Source organism: Liquorilactobacillus sp., from assembly GCF_047719775.1.
Classification (GTDB): Bacteria; Bacillota; Bacilli; order Lactobacillales; family Lactobacillaceae; genus Liquorilactobacillus.
Genome location: NZ_JBDNTS010000001.1, coordinates 84,689 through 109,213, shown reverse-complemented (window position 1 = coordinate 109,213; position 24,525 = coordinate 84,689). Strand labels below are relative to the sequence as shown.

Below are 24,525 nucleotides of genomic sequence, written 5' to 3'. Positions count from 1 at the left end.
TTCTCTTTTTACTTTTTTTATTTCCACAAAACACTTAACAAGCTTCTACACCAATTCACAGGGTGTTACTAATTTGTCCACAAACAAACTTCGAGTTGTGGAAAACTATTTTTTACCCTTATTTAATAGCACTTCTGCTTTGCAAATCAGCTGTGGATAAGTTGAAAAATTAATTACTATCCGTACTTCTTTTTTTACCCTGTGGATAATTAATTTACAACCTGTGCTTTTTGTTTATTTCTTTTATACATACCTGTGGAAAACTTTTAGAAAAAATGCTAGACTATTATAATGAACGTTACAATAAAGGAGGTATCTACGTGCCCGATCTTGAAACCCTATGGCAATACATTTGTGATGAATTCAAAACAAAATTATCTACAATCAGCTATAATACCTGGCTTAAAGCCGTTAAGCCAATTGCTTTTTCATCTCAAACACTTGTTATTGAAGTCCCGACTGCCTTACATAAAGATTATTGGAAAGCAAATCTAAGCAAACAAGTTGTCGCCCTTGTTGCTGATTCAATCAATCAAACAATTACAGTGATTGCCAAGTTACCTGAAGAACCTAATCCGCTTTCTTCCGGCTTTTCTAGTAATAGAACAAAAAAAAATACTAAGTTAGTTGATTCGCGCCCAACTTTTATGCGCGAGACCAAACTAAATGAAAAGTATACTTTTAATACATTCGTTATCGGAAAAGGTAATCAAATGGCACACGCCGCAGCACTAGTAGTTGCAGAAGAGCCTGGAGCCTTATACAATCCTCTTTTCTTCTTTGGAGGTGTTGGTTTAGGTAAAACCCATTTAATGCACGCAATTGGTCACCAAATGTTGACTAATAACCCGCAAGCAACAGTCAAATACGTTACCAGTGAAGCTTTCGCTAATGATTTCATCAACTCAATTCAAACAAAACGTCAAGAAGAATTTCGCAAAGAATATCGCAGCGTTGATTTACTTTTAGTAGATGATATCCAATTTTTTGCTGATAAAGAAGGAACCCAAGAAGAATTTTTCCATACTTTCAATGCATTATATGATGATAAAAAGCAAATTGTTCTTTCATCAGATCGCTTACCCAATGAAATTCCTAAACTGCAAAAAAGACTTGTATCACGCTTTAAATGGGGATTATCGGTTGATATAACCCCACCTGACCTTGAAACCAGAATTGCAATTTTACGCAACAAAGCCGATGCTGACGATTTAGATATTCCTGACGATACACTAAGCTATATAGCGGGACAAATTGACTCAAACATTCGTGAACTAGAAGGTGCCTTAGTGCGGGTACAGGCCTACGCTTCAATGACCCACCTTCCCATCTCCACTAGTTTGGCAGCAGATGCCTTAAAGAATTTAAAACTTAATGGAAAATCAACTGAAATTTCAATCTCAGTAATCCAAGACAAAGTAGCTAAGTACTATCACATCACTATCAGTGATTTAAAAGGAAAGAAAAGAGTTAAAAATATTGTAATTCCACGCCAAATAGCAATGTACCTTGCACGAGAACTCACAGATGCTTCCTTGCCCAAAATTGGCCATGAATTTGGAGGAAAAGATCATACAACAGTAATTCACGCACATGAAAAAATTGCAGGTGCATTAAATACTGATTCAGAATTGCAACGGGAAGTTAATGACTTGAAAAGCAAATTAAAAAAATAGGTACGCTGTGAATTACTGTGAACAAAAAGCGTACTTATACACAAGATATACACATGTGCATATCTTTTAAATTCCAAGTCTTTCTCTAGTTTTCCACAGAATCAACAGGCCCTACTACTATTACTATTTACTTTATAATTAATATATATACACTTAGGAGGCACTTCATGAAATTCACAATAAATAGACTTGCGTTCATCAAAAGTCTGACAGATGTTCAAAGAGCAATCTCTACAAAAACAACTATTCCTATACTGAAAGGGATAAAATTAAATTTAGAAGCAAAGGGATTAACGCTTACAGGTAGTGATGCGGATATTTCGATTGAAACATTTATTCCTGCCGAAGATGATCAGGCACAACTACAAGTTGAAGAACCTGGGCAAGTTATCTTAGCTGCAAGAATATTTAGTGAAATTATTAAAAAACTTCCTGAAGATACACTAACTTTGGAAGTAACCGAGAATTATCAGACAGAAATCCTATCAGGATCTGCATCATTTTCAATTAAGGGGCTAAATGCAGAAAATTATCCTCATTTACCAGAAATTACAGCAGAAAATACTTTGAATCTTGAAAGTGACGTCTTAAAGCAGATAATAGGACAGACTGTAATTGCAGTTTCAACTCAAGAAAGTCGGCCAATTCTTACAGGAGTTCATTTAACCATCAAAAACAACCAGTTATCTGCAGTTGCAACAGATAGTCACCGCCTTAGTCAACGCAAAATTACAATAACAGTTGCAGATGATGTATCGTATAACATCATTGTTCCAGGAAAGTCTCTTAGTGAACTATCAAAAATGATTGGGGAAGATGTAACTCAAGTTGAAGTAAGAATCTCTGAAAATCAAATATTATTTGAGTTCAACAACACAATTTTTTATTCAAGATTACTTGAAGGAAATTACCCTGATACAGATCGCTTACTTCCAAAAGATTCCGAAACTGAAATTGGTTTTAATACAAGCGAATTTCTTGCATCAATCGAAAGAGCTTCACTACTATCTCATGCAGGTCAAAATAATATTGTAAAATTAGCATTAGATACTGAAAAGCAACAGGCAACAATCTATAGTAATTCACCTGAAATAGGTAATGTTGAGGAAGAATTAAAATTTCAAAAATTAACAGGAAATAATATTGAGATCTCATTCAATCCTGATTACATGAAAGATGCTTTGAGATCTTTTGGACAAAGTACAATTACAATTTCATTTACGGCTCCTTTACGACCGTTCACATTAGTACCTAGTGAAGATCAAGAACATTTTATCCAGTTAATTACTCCTGTTAGAACATATTAGAAAAGTTGAATAAATTTTCATACTAAATTACAGAAAAGAAATGAGTTTACGGCTCATTTCTTTTTATTTTGTTTAAAATAGTCTTAAAAGGCCAAAAAATACAAATCTGTGGGTTTTAAGCTGTGTCTAGTCTCTTTATATTAACAGACCTTAAAATAGCTTATATCGGATAATAGGCCCTTGTATGATTGTTATTTGCTTTAAAAAAGTTTATAATTGAAGTTAAATGAGGAAGTTGGTGAAAGTTGTTGGATAATGAGATTCTTCTAAAAACTGAGTATATTACTTTGGGGCAAATGCTAAAAATTGCTGCAATAATTGATTCTGGCGGACAAGCAAAATGGTTTTTGCAAGAAAATGAAGTTTGGGTTAATGGTGAACAGGATAATCGAAGAGGTCGAAAACTTTATGCGGGTGATCAAGTAAATATCCCCACAATAGGGAAATTTTTAATGCGTTCGAAACAGGCTAGGTAGCCTATGTATTTAAAAGAATTAACACTGAAAAATTTTCGCAACTATTATGATATTAGTTTGGAGTTTTCACCGCAAATTAATATATTGATTGGTGAAAATGCGCAGGGAAAAACAAATCTGCTTGAGGCAATCTATGTTTTAGCAATGGCAAGGAGTCATCGTACAAATAATGAGCGTGAATTAGTGAATTTCACCAAAGAAGAAGCCTCAATTCAAGGAACATTGGAACGAAAGCTAAGCAAATTGAAGCTCGAACTTTTTTTAGGTAAAAAGGGTAAAAAAGCAAAAGTAAATCATCTGGAGCAAGCAAAGTTGTCGCAATATATTGGTCAAATGAATGTTATTTTATTTGCTCCTGAAGACCTAGCGCTCGTCAAGGGGGCACCAGCAGTTAGACGAAAATTTATTGATATGGAATTCGGACAAATTGATCCGCATTATTTATATAATTTGAGCCAGTATCGCGTACTTTTAAAACAAAGAAATCATTATTTAAAACAACTTCAATTAAAGCAGACCAAAGATTTAGTCTTACTGGAAGTCCTTTCTGATCAGATTGCAGCATTTGGAGCAGAGATTATTGCAAAACGAATTACTTTTTTAAGTGAACTTGAGAAATATGCTCAAGATGTTCAAGCACAGATAACGGAGCAAAAAGAAGAACTTAACTTCAAGTATGATACTAGCGTTGAAAATATTTATGAAAAAGATGTTAAGCAATTATACGTTGACTTAAAAAAAATTTATCAGAATAATCAAAACAAAGAAATATTTCAAGGGTCGACACTGTACGGACCGCATAGAGATGATGTTCAATTTTTAATCAATAAAAAAAATGTTCAGATTTTTGGCTCGCAAGGACAGCAAAGAACGACTGCGTTAGCTGTAAAATTAGCAGAAATTGATTTAATGAAAAATGAAACAGGTGAATATCCGATTTTATTGTTGGATGACGTTTTGTCGGAACTCGATGGAGCTCGACAAACACAATTATTACGAGCAATCCAAGAAAGAGTTCAGACATTCTTAACAACACCTAGTATGAGTGAAGTGACAAAAAGATTAATAAAAGATCCTAAAATATTTAGAATAAGTGCTGGAACTATAGAAGCGGAAGAATATAAATAATAATATTTTTTATGGATTAAAAGTTGGAGGGGATTAAAGTTGACAGATAAGGAAATAATAGAAGCCAAAGAAGCACGCGCGCAAGAATATGATGCGAGTCAGATTCAAGTGCTTGAAGGACTTGAAGCTGTGAGAAAGCGTCCGGGAATGTATATCGGAACAACAAGTTCACAAGGACTGCATCATCTAGTATGGGAAATCATTGATAATGGTATTGATGAGGCGTTGGCAGGATTTGCAGATGAAATTAATGTAACTATTGAGAAGGATAACAGTATAACTGTCACAGATAATGGTAGAGGGATACCAGTAGATATCCAGACAAAAACAGGCAGACCAGCGCTTGAAACGGTCTTTACAATTCTACATGCTGGTGGAAAATTTGGCGGTGGTGGTTACAAAGTTTCAGGTGGACTTCATGGTGTTGGAGCTTCCGTCGTAAATGCTTTATCTACAAATCTTAATGTTGAAGTTAAGAAAAATGGTAAGATTTATGCAATCGATTTTAAACGTGGAAAAGTAAGTCACGAGATGAAAATCATTGGCGAATGTGGTGAACATGAGCATGGGACAAAGGTTCATTTCCTACCAGATCCAGATATCTTTGTAGAGACGACCGTTTATGATATCAAAATATTAACTACAAGAATAAGAGAACTTGCATTTCTAAACAAAGGACTAAAAATTACGATTACAGATAATCGCGATGAAAGGCCCAAAACAAAAGAATTTCATTATATCGGTGGGATTAAGCATTATGTTGAATTTCTTAATAAAGGAAAGGAAGTCTTATTTGAAGAGCCTATTTATGTAGAAGGCGAGCAAAAGGGAATAACGGTTGAAGTCGCTCTGCAATATACTGATGATTTTCATTCTAATTTAATGACATTTGCTAATAATATTCACACATATGAAGGTGGAACTCATGAAGCTGGATTTAAGACTGCACTGACTAGAGTGATTAATGATTATGCACATAAGAGCGGAAGGATAAAAGAAAATGAAGACAACCTTTCTGGTGAAGATGTGCGTGAAGGTATAACAGCAGTCGTCAGCATTAAGCATCCAGATCCACAATTTGAAGGACAAACAAAAACAAAATTAGGTAATTCAGATGCAAGAACAGTCACGGATAGAATGTTTGCTGAACATTTTTCTAAATTCATGATGGAGAATCCAACAATCGCTAGAAAAGTTGTAGATAAGGGTTTACTAGCATCTAAAGCAAGAATTGCAGCAAAACGTGCACGTGAAGTAACTAGAAAAAAGAATGGTCTGGAAATTAGTAATTTACCTGGAAAGTTAGCTGATAATACAAGCAAAGATCCTGAAATCTCAGAATTATTTATCGTCGAGGGAGACTCTGCTGGTGGTTCAGCAAAACAAGGGCGTTCAAGATTAACCCAAGCAATTTTACCTATCAGGGGTAAGATTTTGAATGTTGAAAAGGCAACATTGGATAGAATATTAGCCAATGAAGAAATTAGATCACTATTTACAGCTTTGGGAACGGGCTTTGGTCAGGAATTCAATGTTGAAAAAGCTAACTATCATAAATTAATAATAATGACAGATGCCGATGTTGATGGTGCGCATATCCGTACGTTGTTATTAACACTCTTCTACAGATTTATGAGACCGATGATTGATAAAGGATTCGTTTATATTGCCCAGCCACCACTATACCAAGTACGACAAGGAAAATTGATTAGGTATATTGACACTGATACTGAACTTGATGAGGTCTTAGGACAGTTGCAACCATCACCAAAACCAACTATTCAACGATATAAAGGTTTGGGTGAAATGGATGCTGAGCAACTATGGGAAACAACCATGGATCCAGAAAATAGACGTTTGCTAAGAGTTAGACTCGAGGACGCGGAAGAAGCAAATGGAGTATTTGAAATGTTGATGGGTGACAAGGTTGAGCCAAGACGTGAATTTATTGAAGCGAATGCAACCTTTGTTGATAACTTGGATGTATAGATATTTCCGAGGAAATATTTGAGAAATTAGGAGGGATAGACGTTGGTAGATCTTCCAAATAGAATTAAAGATTCCGATTTATCTGGAATTATGCGAAAGTCTTTTATGGAATATGCAATGAGTGTAATTGTTGCCCGTGCGTTGCCAGATGTACGTGATGGATTGAAACCAGTCCATCGCAGAATTTTATACGGGATGAATGAGTTAGGGGTAACTCCTGATAAACCATATAAAAAGTCTGCAAGAATTGTAGGAGATGTTATGGGAAAGTATCATCCACATGGAGATTCTGCAATTTATGAATCAATGGTCAGGATGGCACAAGAATTTAGTTATAGGTACATGCTCGTTGACGGACACGGTAATTTTGGATCTGTCGATGGTGATGGCGCTGCCGCAATGCGTTATACGGAAGCACGTATGAGTAAGATAGCTACAGAAATGCTACGTGATATTAATAAAAATACCATTGATTTTACAGAAAACTATGATGGATCAGAAAGGGAACCTGTTGTACTTCCAGCAAGGTTTCCAAATTTACTTGTCAATGGAGCAACAGGAATTGCGGTAGGGATGACTACTAATATTCCACCTCATAACTTGGCGGAAGTAATTTCTGGATTACATATTTTAATGAAAAATCCTGAAGCAACAACGGCTGATTTAATGGAGGTAATTAAAGGTCCCGATTTCCCTACAGGAGGGATTGTTTTAGGCAAATCTGGAATTCGCAAAGCTTATGAAACTGGTAAGGGAACTGTTACAATTAGGGCTAAAGTTGAGATTGAGGAATCAACAAATGGTCGTGAACAAATAATTATTAATGAATTGCCATATATGGTTAACAAAGCGAAACTAATCGAAAGAATTGCTGAGTTGGCACGTGATAAAAAAATTGAAGGAATTACGGATATTCGTGATGAATCTGATCGAGAAGGTATGCGTGTCTCAATAGATATTAGACGCGATATGAGTGCATCTGTTGTTTTGAATAATTTATACAAATTAACATTAATGCAGACTACATTTGGATTTAATATGCTGGCGATTGTAAAAGGGACACCTAAAATTCTTAGCTTGAAGCAAATTTTAAAGTACTATCTTGAACACCAAGAAATCGTTATCAGACGTAGAACCGAGTTTGAGTTAAAGAAAGCTCAAGCAAGGGCACATATTTTAGAGGGTTTGAGAATAGCACTTGATCACATTGATGAAATCATCAATATTATTCGTAGTTCTAAGAGTGGTGAAATTGCTAAGGGAAAGTTGATTGAAGGCTATCAGCTATCTGATAAGCAAGCTCAAGCTATTTTAGATATGCGCTTGGTTCGTCTAACGGGCTTGGAACGTGAGAAGATAGAAGATGAGTACAACAAGTTGCTTGAAGCTATCGCGGATTATAAGGATATTCTTGCACATACTGAACGAATTGATGAGATTATCTATCAGGAGTTACTGGAAATACAAGAAAAATATGGTGATGAACGTAGAACCGAATTATTGGTGGGAGAAGTACTCAGCATTGAAGATGAAGATTTAATCGAAGAAGAAGATGTTGTGATAGCCCTCACTCATAACGGTTATATTAAACGCTTAGCAACAAGTGAATTTAAGGCTCAACGTCGAGGTGGTCGAGGCGTCCAAGGAATGGGAGTTCATGATGATGACTTCATTGAGCACTTAGTTAATACTTCTACACACGATGAGCTTTTATTCTTCACAAATATGGGGAAAGTCTACCAGATGAAGGGTTATGAAATTCCTGAATATGGACGTACAGCAAAAGGAATACCGGTTATCAATTTGCTTGGTATAGATTCGGGGGAAAAGGTTCAGGCGGTCATAAATATTTCGCGTGATATGAAGAAAAAGAAAATGTATTTGTTTTTTACCACACGTCTAGGAATTTCGAAACGTACGTTGGTTAGTGAATTTTCAAACATTAGAAGTAACGGATTAAAAGCAATTACGTTGAAGGAAAACGATGAGTTAATTAGTGTCTTGATTACCGATGGAAACAAAAACATCATAATTGGAACACATCTAGGATATGCGGTTAGTTTCTCCGAGAAGGATGTCAGATCAATGGGAAGATTGGCAGCAGGTGTCAGAGGAATTCGCTTAAGAGATGAAGATTATGTGGTTGGAGCAGATATTTTATATCCAGATAGTCACGTCTTCGTAATTAGTGAGAATGGCTTCGGCAAACAGACATCAGCTTCAGAGTACCCAATAAAGGGTCGAGGAGGCAAAGGAATAAAAACATCTAATGTTACTGAAAAAAATGGACCAGTTGCGGGCTTAACAACAGTTATTGGTACTGAAGACATTATGTTAATTACAAACAAGGGAGTTACGATCAGATTTAATATTGACAGTGTCTCTGAAACTGGGAGAGCAACTCTAGGTGTGCATCTGATCAAGATTGAAGAAGGTGCATTTGTTTCAACGATGGCAAAAGTTGCACCGGAAGAGCTTGATGAAGAAGGACAGGATGAAAAAAATAATCTTTGACAGAATTAGAGATTTTGCGTATTTAAAAATATAGGCAGTGATAAGAATTTAGATGCCTTGTAATATTATATTGAAAATGATATAATGTTTGTTCGTTAGTATCTAACTAGAAATAGCATTAGATTACTTTCCTTGTTCTTAACAGAATTAAGAACCAACAGTCCATAAGGAGGTGTAAACAGTCATGACATACGAAATTACTTATATTATCAGCCCAGCAATTGATGAAGCTGCTAAAGCTACATTGGTTGATCGTTTCGACAGTATTTTAAAAGATAACGGTGCTGAAATTGTAGATTCAAAAGACTGGTCTAAGCGTCGTTTTGCATACGAAATCGGTGGCTTTACAGAAGGAACATATCATATTGTAAATACTAAAGTTGATGATGCCGTAGCAATCGACGAATTTGATCGTCTTGCAAAGATTAATGATGCAATCTTACGTCATATGATCGTTAAACGCGAAGCTTAATTAAGAAAATAAATAGTTAAAGGGGGAGTAGAACTTTGATTAATAGAGCTATACTTGTAGGTCGATTAACAAGAGATCCTGATTTGCGTTATACCTCTAGCGGTGCTGCTGTTGCAACATTTACTATCGCTGTAAATCGCCAATTCACAAACCAACAAGGTGAGCGTGAGGCAGATTTTATTAATTGTGTAATTTGGCGTAAAGCTGCAGAAAATTTTGCAAACTTTACACATAAAGGATCTTTGATAGGTGTAGAGGGACGTATTCAAACTAGGTCTTATGAAAATCAACAAGGAAATAGGGTCTATGTTACAGAAGTTATTGTTGATAGCTTCTCATTACTTGAATCACGTTCACAATCTGAGCGTCAGCAAAGTAATAGTAACTCACAAAGTTCTAGTCCTTCGCAAGGAACAAAGTCAAATTCAGGAGATAATCCATTTGGTAGTATGATGAATAGTAATAATTCATCCAGTAGTAATACAAATACAAATGATGCTGATCCGTTTGCCAGTAATGGGCAACAGATTGATATCTCGGATGATGACTTGCCATTTTAGATAGCAAGGAGGGAAAACAATGGCACAACAACGTAGAGGTGGCCGCCGTCGCCGTAAGGTAGATTTTATTGCAGCAAACCATATTGAGTATATTGATTATAAAGATACTGATCTTTTGAAACGCTTTGTTTCCGAACGTGGTAAAATTTTACCTCGTCGAGTTTCTGGAACTAGTGCAAAGAACCAACGTCGTTTGACAATTGCAATCAAGCGTGCTCGTATTATGGGTCTTTTACCATTTGTAACAGAAGATTAAAAATTAAAGATGTGGCTAATCCGCATCTTTTTTTTTGCGATAAAAAGGCATTTAAATTATATTTTTAACAATATATAGTATGCTTTGCTTAAATTTTATCAATATGTTGTATGAATGGAGCCGAGAATATGATAAAATATTCTTGGCTCTTTTTTAACGAAGAAATCGTAATCTGCAGCAGTCGATTTCAGAATACTAAAAAAGCTGTAACTTTAGTCGCTTTTTGACTGTAAACAATTTAAGAGATAAGAACAAAAGGATTTTAAAACTATTAAAAAGGGATGGAAATATGTTTAATCGTTATGTAGCTGTATTATCAAATTTACCAGAGTATTCTAAGAATGTTTTTAGGAAAAATTATTTTAGTTGGTTGTTAAATCAGTGTAAAGGCTGGGGTAGATTTAGCTATGGGCTACTTTTATTTAATTTTGTATTACAAGTATTTTCATTATTGCAATCATTTAGTGTTGCCCCTACACAATCGCTTTTATCGTTTATTGGGGGAAATTTATCAGTTGCCTGTGTTATAGGTATTTCTAACCGTTCAGGAATTCAAGGTTGGGCTGGAGCGTTAAGTGCGGTCTGTATAGCAAGTGTTGGTTTTATGGCCGGAAATTATGCAACAGCTTGGGAACAAATCGGATATCTAATTTTTCTAGATATTTTTTGTATTCTTGATCCGAAATGGAATGATAATATTCAAGCTGAAAAATTTGAGAATATTAAAGATTGGATTTATTATATTCTATTCTTTATCGTGGCATGGGGCGTTATCTATTATATTTTTAGCATGACAAATGATCCGCGTGTCTTCTTGGATAGCTTGAACTTAGCTATGGCAATCACTGGTTCTTTGTTGGAATTAAATCGGAAACGCGAGCAGTACTTCGTATGGACCATAAGTTCTGTTTTCACAATTGCATTATGGATGCAAACGATGTTACAAGGTGATGGTAATTTTGCACTTATTTTCAGTTACGGAGTGTTTTTCTTGAATGACATGTATGCATTCTTTAGTAAACGTGGTTGGTTCAAAGCTACAGAATAAATTAAATGAAGTATTTTTAAAGTAAAAGAGATAGGAGCTGGAGCAAAAGTTAAATTTTGATCTGGCTTTTTTAATTTGGAATCAATAATTAGTTGGTATAGTAATTTCATTTTTGCTGGAGTATGTATCTCAGTTGCGTTTGTGATAAAATAAGGAACAAAGTCAAAGTCTACGGAACAGACTGTGTTTTTTCGATTATTAAGATTTTTGTATAAAATTTAATTTAACACTGAAAATACTTGTAGGAATGAGGAGAATATTTTGAAACAGTTTTTTTCAAGGGATTTTTTGCATTTCCCGTCATTCATGAAAAATGAAAAATTGCGTATTATTGCGATATTCCTATTAATGATATCTTTAGTTTGTGTAGCAATGTCATTTGTAGTCAGCTGGGTCTTAGGGATCTTCATAGCTACGCTTGTTTTAATAACTATTATTGTTTCTTTTTTTGTTTTAAAAGCAATCACTGAAGACACCACTGAATATATTTCTGACTTGTCGTACCGGATAAAAAGAGGAGAACAAGAATCTTTAATAAAGATGCCAGTTGGAATTATGTTTTTGAACGGAGAAAATGAAATCGAGTGGGTCAATCCTTACTTGCAGAAGTATTTCGGTCAGGAGGAAGTACTAGGTAAAGCTTTATCTGCGGTGGATAAAGAATTGGCAGCGGTAGTGGGGAAATATGGTGCAGAAAAAAAGCCTGTCGAAGTTTCATGGCGTGAGTATCGTTTCCAATTGTTAATTGAAAATGATATCCATGCAGTATATCTGATGGATACTACACGTTATGCAAAGATCGAACAGCATGATAAAGATACTGACGTGGTAATTGGACAAATTTTTATTGATAACTATGATGAAGTGACTCAGACAATGAATGATAAGAGTGTCTCAAATATTAGTAATTATGTAACAAACGAACTTTCTAATTGGGCAAAGAAGTATCAAATGTACTTGAAGAGAATAGATGATGATCATTTCTTTATCTTGGCATACGCAAGCGTCTTAGAAAAATTAGAAGAGGATAAGTTTAAGATTTTGGATAGAATTCGTGAGAGAACATCTAAACAAAACCTCCCTCTAACTTTGAGTATGGGGATTTCTTACGGTGAAGATGATTTGGCACTTCTTTCGAAAACGGCACAAAATAACTTAGATCTTGCTCTGGGACGAGGTGGAGACCAAGTTGTAGTTAAGACTCCTGAACAACAGGCACGCTTTTATGGTGGAAAAACAAATCCAATGGAGAAGCGAACTAGGGTTAGGGCTAGAATGATAGCTCAAGCTTTGCAAGAACTTATGAGTCAAACAGATCAGGTTTTTGTGATGGGGCATAAGTATCCTGACATGGATTCGATTGGTGCGTGTTTAGGGTTACGAAGAATAGCTGCTATGAATCAAAAAAAATGTTGGATAGTTTTGGATAACGAGAAACTACATTCTGATGTAACTAGATTAATGGATGAACTTTCGCAATATCCTGAAATAAAAGGAACTGTTATTTCAGTTGAAGAGGCTCTTGAAAAAGCAACAAAGCAAAGTCTATTGATAATGGTTGATCATTCAAAACCTTCAATTTCGACTAGTCAGGAACTATATAAAAAGTTAGCCAATCGAATGATGGTAATTGATCATCATAGACGTGGTGAGGAATTTCCAGAGAATCCAATCTTAGTTTATATTGAACCATATGCATCTTCAACATGTGAGTTAATCACGGAAATGTTTGAGTATCAGTCACGTGATAGTGAACCAATTAATAAGATAGAGGCCACAGCAATGTTGACCGGAATAATAATCGATACAAAATCATTTACTTTACGTACGGGAACGAGAACATTTGATGCAGCTAGCTACTTGCGTTCAGTGGGTGCTGATTCAGCGATGGCACAGCATTTTATGAAAGAAAATGTTGATAATTTCTTACAAAGGAATCACTTGATCGATCGTGTAGAATTTATCGGTAACAGAGTTGCACTTTGTGTCGGAGAAAAGGATAAGATATATGATTCAGTGATTGCTGCACAGGCCGCTGATGCATTGCTGAGTGTTAGTGGTGTGGAAGCATCATATGTCGTTACTAGACGTTCTGACGGGAAGATAGGGATATCCGCACGAAGTAATGGCAAGGCAAATGTCCAAGTTGTGATGGAAGAACTTGGCGGTGGTGGACACCTTTCCAATGCTGCAACACAATTAGAGGATGTCACAATTGATGTCGCAAAGGAAGAGCTACAAAGGGCAATTGAAGAGAACAGCTAGTATTAATCTTTGGAGGGGTAAGTTATGAAAGTTATTTTTTTACAGGATGTAAGGGGCAAAGGCAAGCGCGGTGAAATAAAAGAAGTTCCAGATGGTTATGCAAATTTCTTGATTAAGGGAAATAAAGCTAAATCAGCAACTGTCCAAGCAATGAGTCAGCTTAAGGGACAACAAAAAGCGGAGGAGAAACGCGAAACTGAAATTTTTGTAGAAGCACAAGAATTAAAGCTGAAATTAGAGTCCGGTGAAATGATTGTCGAAATGAAGGCTAAGGCTGGTGAAGATGGACGTTTATTTGGTTCAATTACAAGTAAACAGGTAGCTCAGGCACTTAACCAGCAATATTCTTTGAAGATTGATAAAAGAAAAATGGAGCTGAGCGAGCCAATCAAAACGCTTGGATATTCCAATATTCCAGTTAAGTTACACAACAAAGTTACAGCAAAAATTAGAGTACACATTACAGAACAATAAATTAATTTTAGCAGGTAAAGGGTGAATGGATTATGAACAATGAAGAGTTGATTGATCATTTGCCTCCTCAAAATGTTGGAGCTGAGCAAGCTGTTTTAGGGGCAGTCTTTTTGCGTTCAGAGGCGCTTATAGAAGCAATGGAATACCTGCAAGCAGAAGACTTTTACAAAAGAGCACATCAAATCATCTTTCAAGCAATGATTGATTTGAATAACCAAGATGAAGTTATCGATGTTATTACAATTAATAACTATTTAACTTCTAATCAACAAGTTGATGATGTTGGTGGAGTTGCATATATTGCAGAACTTGCTGCAGCCGTTCCAACTGCCGCAAATATTGTGTATTACGCAAGAATTGTTGAAGAGAAGGCATTACTGCGGAGATTGATAGCAACTGCGACTAATATTGTTACGCAAACTTATTCGCAAGATGAGGATGTTCCATCATTATTAGATGATGCTGAGCGTCAAATTATGGAAGTATCTGAACGCAGGAATCGAACTGGGTTTAAGCCCATCAATGATGTACTGAATAGTACTATGGAAGAAATTGATAGGCTTTATCAACAAGATGAAGAAGTAACAGGTTTGCCAACAGGATATCCTGATCTTGATAAGATGACTGCTGGATTACAACCAGATAACCTAATTATTTTGGCTGCTCGACCAGCCGTTGGTAAGACTGCTTTCGCACTAAATATTGCACAAAATATTGGAACAAAGACGGATAGTACAGTAGCTATTTTTTCACTAGAAATGAGCGCTGAATCATTAGTTAATAGAATGTTGTGTGCCGAGGGGAGTATCAATGCTAATCACCTAAGAACAGGGCAGCTTGAGGATGATGAGTGGCAAAAATTAGTTGTAGCTATGGGTTCGTTATCACAAGCCGCTATCTATATTGATGATACTCCAGGTATTAAAATGGCGGAAATTCGGGCAAAATGTCGAAGACTAGCGAAGGAGAAAGGCAAACTAGGATTAATTGTAGTCGATTATTTGCAGCTAATTGAAGGTTCAAATAAAGAAAGTCGGCAACAAGAAGTCTCAGAGATTTCACGGCAATTAAAGAAATTGGCTAAGGAATTATCCGTACCAATCATCGCTTTATCACAGTTGTCACGTGGCGTTGAACAACGACAAGATAAGAGACCTGTCTTATCTGATATAAGAGAGTCAGGTTCGATTGAACAGGATGCAGATATTGTTGCCTTTTTATATCGTGATGACTACTATGAGCGTTCGGGATCAGATGGAGACGAAGATGAACGGCAAGATGAGGCTGTACAAGATGTGGGTGAGGTTGAGGTTATTATTGAAAAAAACCGTTCTGGAGCCCGTGGTACGGTTAAACTGTTATTTGTAAAGTCGTATAATAAGTTTTCATCTGTCTCTTATATTCCAACTCAAGGATAATAACAAGCAGATAAATTATATGAATGATGAGAAGATTGCCAATTAATTTGTGGCTATCTTTTTTTATTATTTGTGCAATCTGAATTATTTACGGAAATGTGAACTAATAAAGGAACTTTGCCAAAATATAAATTTCAGTAAAGTTCCTTTGTTATACTTACAAAATACTAGAGTAATTATTTTAGAAGCGTCTAATATAATTTCCATTTAATACTTCAGTTGTTTGAACATTGATAAAGGCATTTTTATCTACAAGTAGTATCACATGTTTTAAAAAGGAAATATCACTTTTTTGAATGATCATAACTAACATATCGGTTTTTTGATTCGTATAAATTCCCTTTCCGGAAAATAGCGTAGCACCATGTGTATAATCATGTAAACTTTCTATTATTGATTCAGATTTTTTTGTCAGAACAACTAGAGTAACGTCATTTTGCTGAATATATATTTTATCCATGATAAAGCTCGTAATAACCATCCCGATTAAACTGTAAGTTGCACCAGAAATACCAAAAAAAATTGCTGTAAATCCAAGTACCACAGTGTTAATGATAGTATTCACAAACCCAATATTTCGGTGGAATTTTTGTTGGATAAAGCTCACAATAACATCGGTTCCTCCTGTAGAAAAGCCACTTCGAAAACAGAATCCGATTCCAATTCCAATAATTACGCTACCTACTAATGTATTGGTCAGCCTCTCAGTAATAACACTCGTCTCCGGGATAAGGTGCAAAAAAAGTACATTCGAAATTACTGCTACCAAGGAAAAAAACGTATAACTACTACCAAAAATGAACCATGAAAAAATCACGAGTGGGATATTCAATAAGATAATTAGTGTCGCGATACTCAAATCAATATGACTCATTACCAAAATACCGTTTAGCAATTGAGCAATTCCTGGAATTCCGATAGAATACGAATGTGCCGAGTTCAAAAATAGATTGATACCCAAGGCTGATAATAAGCCGTATAAACTTGCAATCATAAATTTAAACAACCAATTTAAATATGAATTATCAATGAAATATTTTTTTCTTTTCATAACAAACCAACTTTATTTTAGAATTAACTCTGATAAAGTGGTAGGCGCCTGTGTCATTAGGCGATACCCATCTTTTGTAATTACTGCTGTATCCGAATGTCGATAGCCCCCCTGATTTTGGAAATAAATTGCTGGTTCAACAGAAACAACCATATTTTCCTGTAGAATAGAATCATTCCCCAGTGAAAGCGTTGGCCACTCGTGATTATTTAATCCGATACCATGACCTGGGCGATGTAAAATATTGTCTGATAGTCCTTGCTCTGCAAAATATGCATCAACAACTTTTTCAATATCACTTGCCTTATTTCCTGGTTTTAAATTATTAAGGAAAATACTTCTGGCTGTCATCATTTGTGTGAAGCGTGTTTGTTGCTCCTTAGTAGGTTCCACTGTAAAAAAGGTACGCTCACACTCAGATGCATATCCTTGTAATACAAAGAGTGCAATATCAATATTAGGACCAGCTCCAATTGTCGCATTAAGATCTGGAATACTATGGGGCATAAAACTATATTCTGCTGGCCAAACAGCATTAATAGTTCGATTTTCCAAGCTAAAATGTTTGGTCATTTCCTCGGCACCCATTTGCATAGCAAGCCTATAAGTATCTGCAATTTTAGTTCCTGTCTTCGCAATTCTTAATGTCTGTTTTACGACTCTGCTACAAATATCAGCTACATATTGCAATTTATCCAATTCATATTCGCTTTTGATCATACGCTGATTTTGCACAATGAACTTAACTATCCAATTAATTTCTGAAGTAAAATGAGTCATTAATAATTGGCTATTACCCTCAATTCCAACATGAGAAAGTTTTTTCAGATGTTTAATTAATACCTCGTACCAGTTATCAGCAAGCTTTGAAGTTACATCGAAGTAATTATCTAAGTCATAGTCAAAGTATGGTACTGTGAAATGGTCCACTTCGAGTTTAGGAACAACAAATAAAGGTTTTTTATCAGGGTACATAATCAATATAAATGGCCGTTGTTCTGGTTTATAACTAATGTTAGTGAAGTACCAGATATCTTCTTGATCAGTTATGACATATGCTTCTAGGTGCGCTGCTCGTAATTTATTTTGTAATATCGAAATTCTTTGTTGTAATTCTGTGGTTAAAGAATTCATTTTGTTGTCCTCCTGTAATATATTATAATTTATATGGCACTTTTCTTATGAACTTTGACGTAATAATAACGGCGTTTGTATGAAAAAACAACTGACAAAGTAAAGCCAAGGGTAGCTTTTCATACTCTTTATAGTCTTTAGTACGATAATATCTATGTGATTAAAAGACAGATGGTTTATTTTCATTAAACAGTTCATAATTATTGTTATGAGTTAGAAGATCATTAAAATAAACTATGCTATCCAATTTTACGGAAGGAAGAAGCTATGTATAATTCTGATAAACGCATTATTAAAACTGAACGGCTAATAAAAAGCACGTTCATTGATTTGTTAATCCAAAAAGACTGTTCAAAAATAACAATTAAAGAAATTTGTAATAAGGCACTGATAAGCAAATCAACATTCTATGCTCATTATGAAGACAAATACACTTTACTTCAGGCACTAATCGATGAATATGCTGAGCAATTCGAGCTAGAAGTCCATAAACGGCTTAATCTTGTCAGTACAAAGGATGATAATGCACTACAGATACTTACACACATTACACAAAGTGTGTCTGCACACAATCAACAGTTATCTGTTTTATTGAAAGAATCTAAAGGGGATGATTGCCTTGAAAGTAAACTACGAAATATTTTAATCAATGAAGCATCAACATATCTAGCAGCTAATCATGAAAATAAAAAGTTTTCTAATGAATTTTTAGCAAAAATTTATACAGAAATTACGTTAGCCTCACTGTCTTTTATTTTAATGAACCATGATAACTTAGACCTATTAGAACAACAAGCCCACTTTATTGATGTATTACAACGAACAATGCTTGCAAATGTCTAAAGTGAGATTACTTGTTTGAATTATCAAACGGCAATTTTTGGATTTATATATTTAAGAAGGAAATCTAATTAGGATTATGCAAAAAAGAATTATTACAACCTAAAAAGTCCCTAAGTTAAATATCCAAATTTCAAAGTTCGGTATTAATGTAATCAGTAAAGTATAATATTAATAATATTCGGAATTTACTTGAAATGTAGGGCTTCTACTGATACAATTATCGAGGTTGATGGTACACAAGTAAGATATTCAAATCATTTTATGAGGTGAAAAAAATGTCATCAGTAGTTGTTGTAGGTAGTCAGTGGGGCGATGAAGGAAAAGGAAAGATTACAGATTTTCTGAGTCGTAATGCAGAAGTTATAGCAAGATACCAAGGCGGGGATAATGCAGGTCATACGATTGTTTTCAATGGTGAAACATATAAATTGCGGTTGATTCCATCAGGGATATTCTATGAGTCAAAAATTAGTGTGATAGGTAATGGTGTTGTATTAAATCCTAAGTCATTGATTGAAGAATTAGGATATTTAAAAGAACGTGGAATTTCAACGTCTAATTTGCGTATTTCTGATCGTGCCCATGTTATCTTACCTTACCATATTCTTTTGGATGGTTTGCAGGAAAAGGCAAAGAAGGATCAAAAGATAGGGACAACAAATAAGGGAATTGGTCCAGCTTATATGGATAAAGCAGCACGTGTAGGCATTCGGGTCGCCGATCTCTTGGATAAAGAAATCTTTGAGGAAAAATTGCGGCATAATCTTGAAGAAAAGAATCGAGAATTTGTTAAGTTTTATGAAGTTGAACCTTTAAAGTTTGAAGATATATTTGAAGAATATTATGAATATGGACAACAATTTAAAGATAGTGTTACTGATACATCGGTTGTCTTGAATGATGCTTTAGACAGTGGAAAGCGTGTATTGTTTGAAGGTGCGCAAGGAGTGATGCTAGATATTGATCAGGGCACATATCCATTTGTAACATCCTCAAATCCTGTTGCTGGTGGAGTAACAATCGGTAGTGGAGTCGGTCCTTCAAAGATTGATAAAGTTGTCGGAGTGTGCAAGGCATATACTTCTCGTGTCGGTGATGGTCCATTTCCGACAGAGCTAGTTAATGATACTGGTGACTTTATTCGTGAAGCTGGGCATGAGTATGGTACTGTTACAAAGAGGCCTCGTAGGATCGGATGGTTTGATAGCGTTGTAATGCGGCATGCCAAACGTGTGTCGGGATTAACTAATCTTTGTTTGAACTGTGTTGATGTTTTGACGGGGTTGGATGAGGTAAAAATTTGTACAGCATATGAACTAGATGGAAAACGGATTTATCATTATCCAGCGAGCTTGAAACAATTAGCCCAGTGCAAGCCAGTATATGAAACATTGCCAGGGTGGAGCGAGGATATTACACATTGTAAGCGACTTGAAGATCTACCTGAAAATGTAAGAAAATATATTCACCGTATTGAAGAATTAGTTGGTGTAAAAATTTCAACTTTTTCAGTTGGACCAGATCGTGAACAAACAAATGTATTAGATAATATTTGGGCAAAGATATAATTTAAAGTAAATAGATAGATTAATAAAAAAGCAAAAGCCTTGAGTGCAGATAAAACACTGCCATAGGCTGTTGTTTTTTATTTTGTTGATGAATTCTATAAGCTGAGCTTTGAAGATTAATTATCAACTACTTATACTAGATAAAAAGCAGTTAAAATTATTTTAGAAGGTAATACTTTGTTCTCGTTTTTTTGTTTTAAACGGTATAGAATATTAAGAGTGGTGAATATCAGGTTGATTGAGAGGTCATAGAAATGTTTTATAAAGTTGATACAGAGTCGGCAGTTAAAGAAGTAATGAAACAACGAGCTTGTACATATGAAGAGGCTGTCGCTTTCCTAATTCAAGTCGTAAAGAAGCAAGAATTAGATGTTTGATATTTTTGTTTTGGCTAATCTAGTGAAAGAGAAGCAGTGATTGTTTCAAAAGCGCGTGAATTTTTTTTGTATTCAGCACGGCGCTGAGAGTATGAATTACAAAGCGTAATTTCCTCCGGAGATTGCGGTATGAGGGTGGGGAGATTTATTTCTTTATTAGCAAGAACAAATGTTAAAAAGGAAGTCGCTGCTAAGAAGCGTTCACCAGAATTTAGATGCTCGCCGATGATTTTAGCAAAAACTTCAATTGAACTGTTTCCAACACCGCTTACATAGCTTTTGATAGTCAAGGCATCATCTAGTTTTAATGGAGCAATAAAGTTGAATTGGTTGATGGCGGCAGTGACTGTACTGCTGTGGGCAGTCCTTGCAGCTGATATTGATGCTGTACCATCAAGAAGCTCAAGAAGACGGCCTCCAAAGACAGTTTTGTGCTCATTTAAATCATTTGTTAAGATACGGTGCTCCGTTATTGTAGTAGTCTGAGAACAGTATATGGAAGATTTGTTAGTCAATGAAATAACCTCTTTTAATTTAATATAATAACATCTTCACTCAATTTAGAAAATAATTCAAGAGCGTAATAACTAAGAAATTGTATTTGCTGGTCAAGCGTTGAGGTAGTGTTTGTAGATTTCAGTTTTTGGATAGGAACTAACAATAAATGTGTGTATAGTACAACCTTTATTTTGAAAGATAATTAGTCTTTGTCTAACGAAAATTTAATTTTTTGGCAAAAATATATTTACTTCTTAAGTAGAATATGATATAAATGTATACATGTTAATAATTATTGCTCAGTAGTTCAGTGGTAGAATAATTGACTGTTAATCAAGAGGTCGTAGGTTCGAATCCTACCTGAGCAGCTAACTTAAAGTGTCTTGCTAATTTTGCAAGATGCTTTTTTTATTTAGTATGTAAAAAACGCTGTTAATAGATTACTATATTTGGAATTTATCAACGGGAAAAAGAATACGGCCATGTGCTTACTATATCAAAGTGACTTGGATTTACTTGAAGTATTGTTCCATACAAAAATGCCCCTATACTGATCTTGCTGTCTAATAGCAAGCAGTACAGGAGCAAGTTCAGTTCTTCAGAGCAAGGATTGCAGTATGACACTGTCACTAACTAACGATTGAATCACTACTGGATAGATATGTTCATAAGCACAAAGTCTACCTTGGAGCTTATGAATAATCGACCAAGGGATATCAGTCATAAACGAGCAATATGACTTTGTTCCACTGTAAAAGAGTTTAGATGCTATCTTCACTAGTTATTTTTTTAAAAATGACTAGTTTTGAAAGAAAGTAGTTTCCTATAACAGCAAAACCGTGACCGACAATTTTAGTAATGACTTCATGAAATCCAAACACTGATATTCCCAACCATAGAATTAGTGTTTCAATTAAAAAAGTTAAGATTCTAGTGCCATAAAATTTATTCATATCTTTCATTGTATGTTCTGACTTATGTTTGAATACCAGTACTTTATCAAACCAAAAAGAAAATTGTACGCTTATAAACCAAGCAATAAAATTGGATATCTGATATTCTATTTCCAATGAGTGTGCAAGTAAATAAAATATAGATATATTAATTAGAACGGTTATAACACCCCATACAATATAACGGTGTGCCTCTTCTCTATCCTGTTTCTTAACAGTAGTTATTTCTTCTTCTTTTTCTAATACTATTTGATCTAATGCTTTTTTATAGTCATTTTCATTTTCCGGATAAGCTAATTTTTTCATGTTTTCCTCCCAAATAAATTTTAAATACTGACTCTTATACTTGGTAACCCATACTACAGAATGATTTAATTCAATGGTTAACAATATTCATGTTTTAATACATCGTATTGTATGGATATTTTTTATGAATGTTGTATTTGTTATGGTAGTAAGTGCTGCTGTATAAGGAACGCAAATTTTATTTTAAAATGCCATGTTTGAATAGCAAAACAAGGCTAAAAACGATTTTATGTACCCAATTTCAACATATTATCTAAAATGTTTATATTTGTTGCTTTGTGCATATTACTTCGCCTGTCTTTCTGTTCCGACCTCATTATATAGCTAATAAAAAGAAAACGTTACTGATACATACGACGAAAGGCTGAATGAACTTATAAGATGTGCTAGTCTTTATAATTAGCTTTGTAAGAGTAAATAAAATTTTCGAAGGATTCATAGCACAGTAAAGCGAGCACTTGTTATTAATGTGAATATGTAATGGTGATATTTCCCGGGAAATTTAAGATTCTTGGAAATAATTGCTGAAAAAATTAAAAGTAATATAATATAAACCAAGACTAAAAGCATGTGTGATGCAGAGCCGAAAGCTAGAAATACATTGGAGATGGGATTATGATTATTGAAGATGAGATATTAAATTCTTTGTCACAACTTTCAAAATCAAAGAAAAAAGTTGCAGAATATATTTTACAAAATCCAAATAAAGTAATAAAAATGACAGTTGCACAGCTAGCTCAGGCTGCAGACTCAAGCTCTGCAACTGTTGTTAGACTTGTGAAAGATTTGAACGTAGAAAGTTTCACTGCATTAAAGGTCGAATTATCTGCAAATCTATCTAGAAGAAGTCTAGAGAATAAAAGTTATGGAGATATCTCTGCAAATGAAACGCTGGTATCAATAAAGCAAAAGCTATTGGCAAATGCTCAAAGGTCAATTAGTGAAACGATGGAACAAATTGATGAGAAAGAGATACGGGAATTCTTTAAGTTGCTGGATAAATGCAAACAAATGATTATTTTTGGTGTAGGTGCCTCTGAACTTGTAGCTGAAAATATTGCGCAGAAATGGAGTAGATTAGGATATTTAGCAGTAGCTGAGAATAATTTGAATTCACTGCTGCCAAAGTTAATCAGCAATCAAGCAGATACGCTAGTTTGGTTAGTGTCGAATTCAGGTGAGTCACCAGAAGTAATAAATGCGGCAATATATGCAAGTGAAAGAAATTTTCCACTTGTTTCTTTAACGAGAAGGGGAGCTAGCAGATTAGATAATTACGTAAAAACATGTATCCATACAGCATTTCCAAGGGAAAGCAAAAAGAGAATAGCTGCAACGAGTTCATTACTTGCACAATTTACTGCGGTCGATATTATTTTTTATTATTTTGTTAGTCGGAATTTTGATGTCAATGTTGATTTGCTTAATAAGTCGTATGATATTGTTGTCAAGTATAAAGATGAGCTTAATTATCGAAGATAAAAGAACGCTTTCGCTAGATTTAGTAAAATAAAATTTCAAAAAACAATTGATTAACACACTATTCATGAAACCTTATTTCAAACAATGTTTTAAGTGATATAATTATTTTTAATAATTATTGATTTTTAGTTAATAATTATCCAAAATAATTTGTTGCCTCATTCATTTTGAGAAGTCAGGTTTTTTGTTTTGTAATTATAAACAGGGTAACAATGGAAAAATATTTGAAAGGATGAGGATTTAATGGCAATTATTGCAATAAGAATCGATGGAAGATTATTACATGGACAAGTAGCAAATATGTGGACGAATGTTGTAGGTGCAACAAGAATCATGGTAATTGATGATGAAGTTGCGAGTTCAGATGTCGCCAAGGCCGGGATTAAATTAGCAAAGCCAGCGGGGGTCAACCTAAGTATTTTAAATGAACAAAAGGCAATTAATAATATTAATGAAGGTAGATATGACTCGCAAAAGGTATTTATCCTTGTAAGGCATCCTCGTGTGTTGGTCAACATGGTACAGGAAGGTGTTCCCATAACAGCCATTAACGTAGGGAATATGTCACAGTCTGATGAAACAAAAGCGATAACAAATTCTATTAATGTTGTACAGTCAGATGTTGATGCTTTTAATGAATTACATAAGTTGGGAATAGGCATAACTGCGCAAATGGTACCAAGTGATCCTATTTTAAACTTGATGGACTTATTAAAGAAATTTTGAATAA

General features: G+C 34.7%; 22 protein-coding genes and 1 tRNA gene. 19 read left to right on the top strand and 4 right to left on the bottom strand.

All coding sequences use genetic code 11. The features are described from left to right. The first annotated feature begins 320 nt into the window (after positions 1 to 320). The 13 genes from dnaA to dnaB all read left to right on the top strand — a co-directional run bounded on the left by dnaA (position 321) and on the right by dnaB (position 15,583). Complete coding sequence (gene dnaA / locus ABF682_RS00495; RefSeq protein ID WP_289978836.1) at positions 321 to 1,676, top strand: chromosomal replication initiator protein DnaA; 1,356 nt, start codon at positions 321 to 323, stop codon at positions 1,674 to 1,676. Between the two features lie 167 nt (positions 1,677 to 1,843). Next, on the top strand, positions 1,844 to 2,983 hold the full coding sequence (gene dnaN, locus ABF682_RS00490) for a DNA polymerase III subunit beta (RefSeq protein WP_289978838.1): 1,140 nt from the start codon (positions 1,844 to 1,846) through the stop codon (positions 2,981 to 2,983). A gap of 248 nt (positions 2,984 to 3,231) precedes the next feature. Next, the gene (gene yaaA, locus ABF682_RS00485) at positions 3,232 to 3,459 is read left to right on the top strand and encodes a S4 domain-containing protein YaaA (protein WP_289978842.1); all 228 of its coding nucleotides are present in this window, start codon (positions 3,232 to 3,234) and stop codon (positions 3,457 to 3,459) included. 3 nt (positions 3,460 to 3,462) lie between these two features. Beyond that, complete coding sequence (recF, locus tag ABF682_RS00480) at positions 3,463 to 4,587, top strand: DNA replication/repair protein RecF (RefSeq protein ID WP_415618653.1); 1,125 nt, start codon at positions 3,463 to 3,465, stop codon at positions 4,585 to 4,587. Between the two features lie 39 nt (positions 4,588 to 4,626). Beyond that, on the top strand, positions 4,627 to 6,576 hold the full coding sequence (gene gyrB, locus ABF682_RS00475) for a DNA topoisomerase (ATP-hydrolyzing) subunit B (RefSeq protein ID WP_289978847.1): 1,950 nt from the start codon (positions 4,627 to 4,629) through the stop codon (positions 6,574 to 6,576). A gap of 42 nt (positions 6,577 to 6,618) precedes the next feature. Then, positions 6,619 to 9,090 carry a DNA gyrase subunit A gene (gyrA, locus tag ABF682_RS00470; protein ID WP_289978850.1) on the top strand — a complete coding sequence of 824 codons (2,472 nt, stop codon included), beginning with the start codon at positions 6,619 to 6,621 and terminating at the stop codon, positions 9,088 to 9,090. A gap of 184 nt (positions 9,091 to 9,274) precedes the next feature. Next, entirely contained in the window at positions 9,275 to 9,562 is a 288-nt protein-coding gene (gene rpsF, locus ABF682_RS00465; protein WP_415618652.1) for a 30S ribosomal protein S6, read from the top strand. A gap of 35 nt (positions 9,563 to 9,597) precedes the next feature. Further along, complete coding sequence (ssb, locus tag ABF682_RS00460; protein ID WP_415618651.1) at positions 9,598 to 10,122, top strand: single-stranded DNA-binding protein; 525 nt, start codon at positions 9,598 to 9,600, stop codon at positions 10,120 to 10,122. Positions 10,123 to 10,141: 19 nt separating this feature from the next. Continuing rightward, a complete protein-coding gene (rpsR, locus tag ABF682_RS00455; RefSeq protein ID WP_289978857.1) occupies positions 10,142 to 10,378 on the top strand; it encodes a 30S ribosomal protein S18 in 237 nt (78 codons plus the stop codon). A 289-nt stretch (positions 10,379 to 10,667) separates the two neighbouring features. Continuing rightward, positions 10,668 to 11,426 (top strand): nicotinamide riboside transporter PnuC, encoded by a 759-nt coding sequence (pnuC, locus tag ABF682_RS00450; RefSeq protein ID WP_415618650.1) that lies wholly within the window; start codon positions 10,668 to 10,670, stop codon positions 11,424 to 11,426. 261 nt (positions 11,427 to 11,687) lie between these two features. Further along, the gene (locus tag ABF682_RS00445) at positions 11,688 to 13,691 is read left to right on the top strand and encodes a DHH family phosphoesterase (protein WP_415618649.1); all 2,004 of its coding nucleotides are present in this window, start codon (positions 11,688 to 11,690) and stop codon (positions 13,689 to 13,691) included. A 24-nt stretch (positions 13,692 to 13,715) separates the two neighbouring features. Continuing rightward, positions 13,716 to 14,165, top strand: a complete 450-nt coding sequence (gene rplI, locus ABF682_RS00440) for a 50S ribosomal protein L9 (protein ID WP_289978862.1) — start codon at positions 13,716 to 13,718, stop codon at positions 14,163 to 14,165. A gap of 32 nt (positions 14,166 to 14,197) precedes the next feature. Continuing rightward, positions 14,198 to 15,583: a replicative DNA helicase gene (gene dnaB, locus ABF682_RS00435; protein ID WP_289978863.1), complete on the top strand. Its 1,386-nt coding sequence runs from the start codon at positions 14,198 to 14,200 to the stop codon at positions 15,581 to 15,583. A gap of 181 nt (positions 15,584 to 15,764) precedes the next feature. Here the strand turns inward: dnaB and ABF682_RS00430 are convergent, their stop codons facing one another. Together ABF682_RS00430 and ABF682_RS00425 are read right to left on the bottom strand one after the other, a co-directional pair. Further along, a complete protein-coding gene (locus ABF682_RS00430) occupies positions 15,765 to 16,577 on the bottom strand; it encodes a YitT family protein (protein ID WP_415618648.1) in 813 nt (270 codons plus the stop codon). 69 nt (positions 16,578 to 16,646) lie between these two features. Continuing rightward, entirely contained in the window at positions 16,647 to 17,768 is a 1,122-nt protein-coding gene (locus ABF682_RS00425) for a M24 family metallopeptidase (RefSeq protein WP_415618647.1), read from the bottom strand. Positions 17,769 to 18,035: 267 nt separating this feature from the next. Here ABF682_RS00425 and ABF682_RS00420 point away from each other — a divergent pair, with 267 nt between their 5' ends. The 3 genes from ABF682_RS00420 to ABF682_RS00410 all read left to right on the top strand — a co-directional run bounded on the left by ABF682_RS00420 (position 18,036) and on the right by ABF682_RS00410 (position 20,556). After that, positions 18,036 to 18,611, top strand: coding sequence for a TetR/AcrR family transcriptional regulator (locus ABF682_RS00420; protein WP_289978869.1), 576 nt, complete (start codon positions 18,036 to 18,038; stop codon positions 18,609 to 18,611). Positions 18,612 to 18,886: 275 nt separating this feature from the next. Further along, complete coding sequence (locus tag ABF682_RS00415; RefSeq protein ID WP_289978872.1) at positions 18,887 to 20,179, top strand: adenylosuccinate synthase; 1,293 nt, start codon at positions 18,887 to 18,889, stop codon at positions 20,177 to 20,179. Between the two features lie 254 nt (positions 20,180 to 20,433). Beyond that, positions 20,434 to 20,556: a hypothetical protein gene (locus ABF682_RS00410; protein WP_289978876.1), complete on the top strand. Its 123-nt coding sequence runs from the start codon at positions 20,434 to 20,436 to the stop codon at positions 20,554 to 20,556. 14 nt (positions 20,557 to 20,570) lie between these two features. On the opposite strand, the gene ABF682_RS00405 is transcribed toward ABF682_RS00410, so the two are convergent. Next, positions 20,571 to 21,071 carry an acyl-CoA thioesterase gene (locus ABF682_RS00405; RefSeq protein WP_289978880.1) on the bottom strand — a complete coding sequence of 167 codons (501 nt, stop codon included), beginning with the start codon at positions 21,069 to 21,071 and terminating at the stop codon, positions 20,571 to 20,573. A gap of 279 nt (positions 21,072 to 21,350) precedes the next feature. Between ABF682_RS00405 and ABF682_RS00400 the strand changes: the two genes are divergently transcribed. Then, positions 21,351 to 21,422, top strand: a tRNA-Asn gene (locus ABF682_RS00400). Between the two features lie 393 nt (positions 21,423 to 21,815). On the opposite strand, the gene ABF682_RS00395 is transcribed toward ABF682_RS00400, so the two are convergent. Then, positions 21,816 to 22,313, bottom strand: coding sequence for a GtrA family protein (locus ABF682_RS00395; RefSeq protein ID WP_289978882.1), 498 nt, complete (start codon positions 22,311 to 22,313; stop codon positions 21,816 to 21,818). Positions 22,314 to 22,928: 615 nt separating this feature from the next. Here ABF682_RS00395 and ABF682_RS00390 point away from each other — a divergent pair. Both ABF682_RS00390 and ABF682_RS00385 read left to right on the top strand, forming a co-directional pair. Next, complete coding sequence (locus tag ABF682_RS00390) at positions 22,929 to 23,795, top strand: MurR/RpiR family transcriptional regulator (protein WP_289978883.1); 867 nt, start codon at positions 22,929 to 22,931, stop codon at positions 23,793 to 23,795. A 243-nt stretch (positions 23,796 to 24,038) separates the two neighbouring features. Then, positions 24,039 to 24,521 carry a PTS system mannose/fructose/N-acetylgalactosamine-transporter subunit IIB gene (locus ABF682_RS00385; RefSeq protein ID WP_289978886.1) on the top strand — a complete coding sequence of 161 codons (483 nt, stop codon included), beginning with the start codon at positions 24,039 to 24,041 and terminating at the stop codon, positions 24,519 to 24,521. Positions 24,522 to 24,525 lie beyond the last annotated feature (4 nt).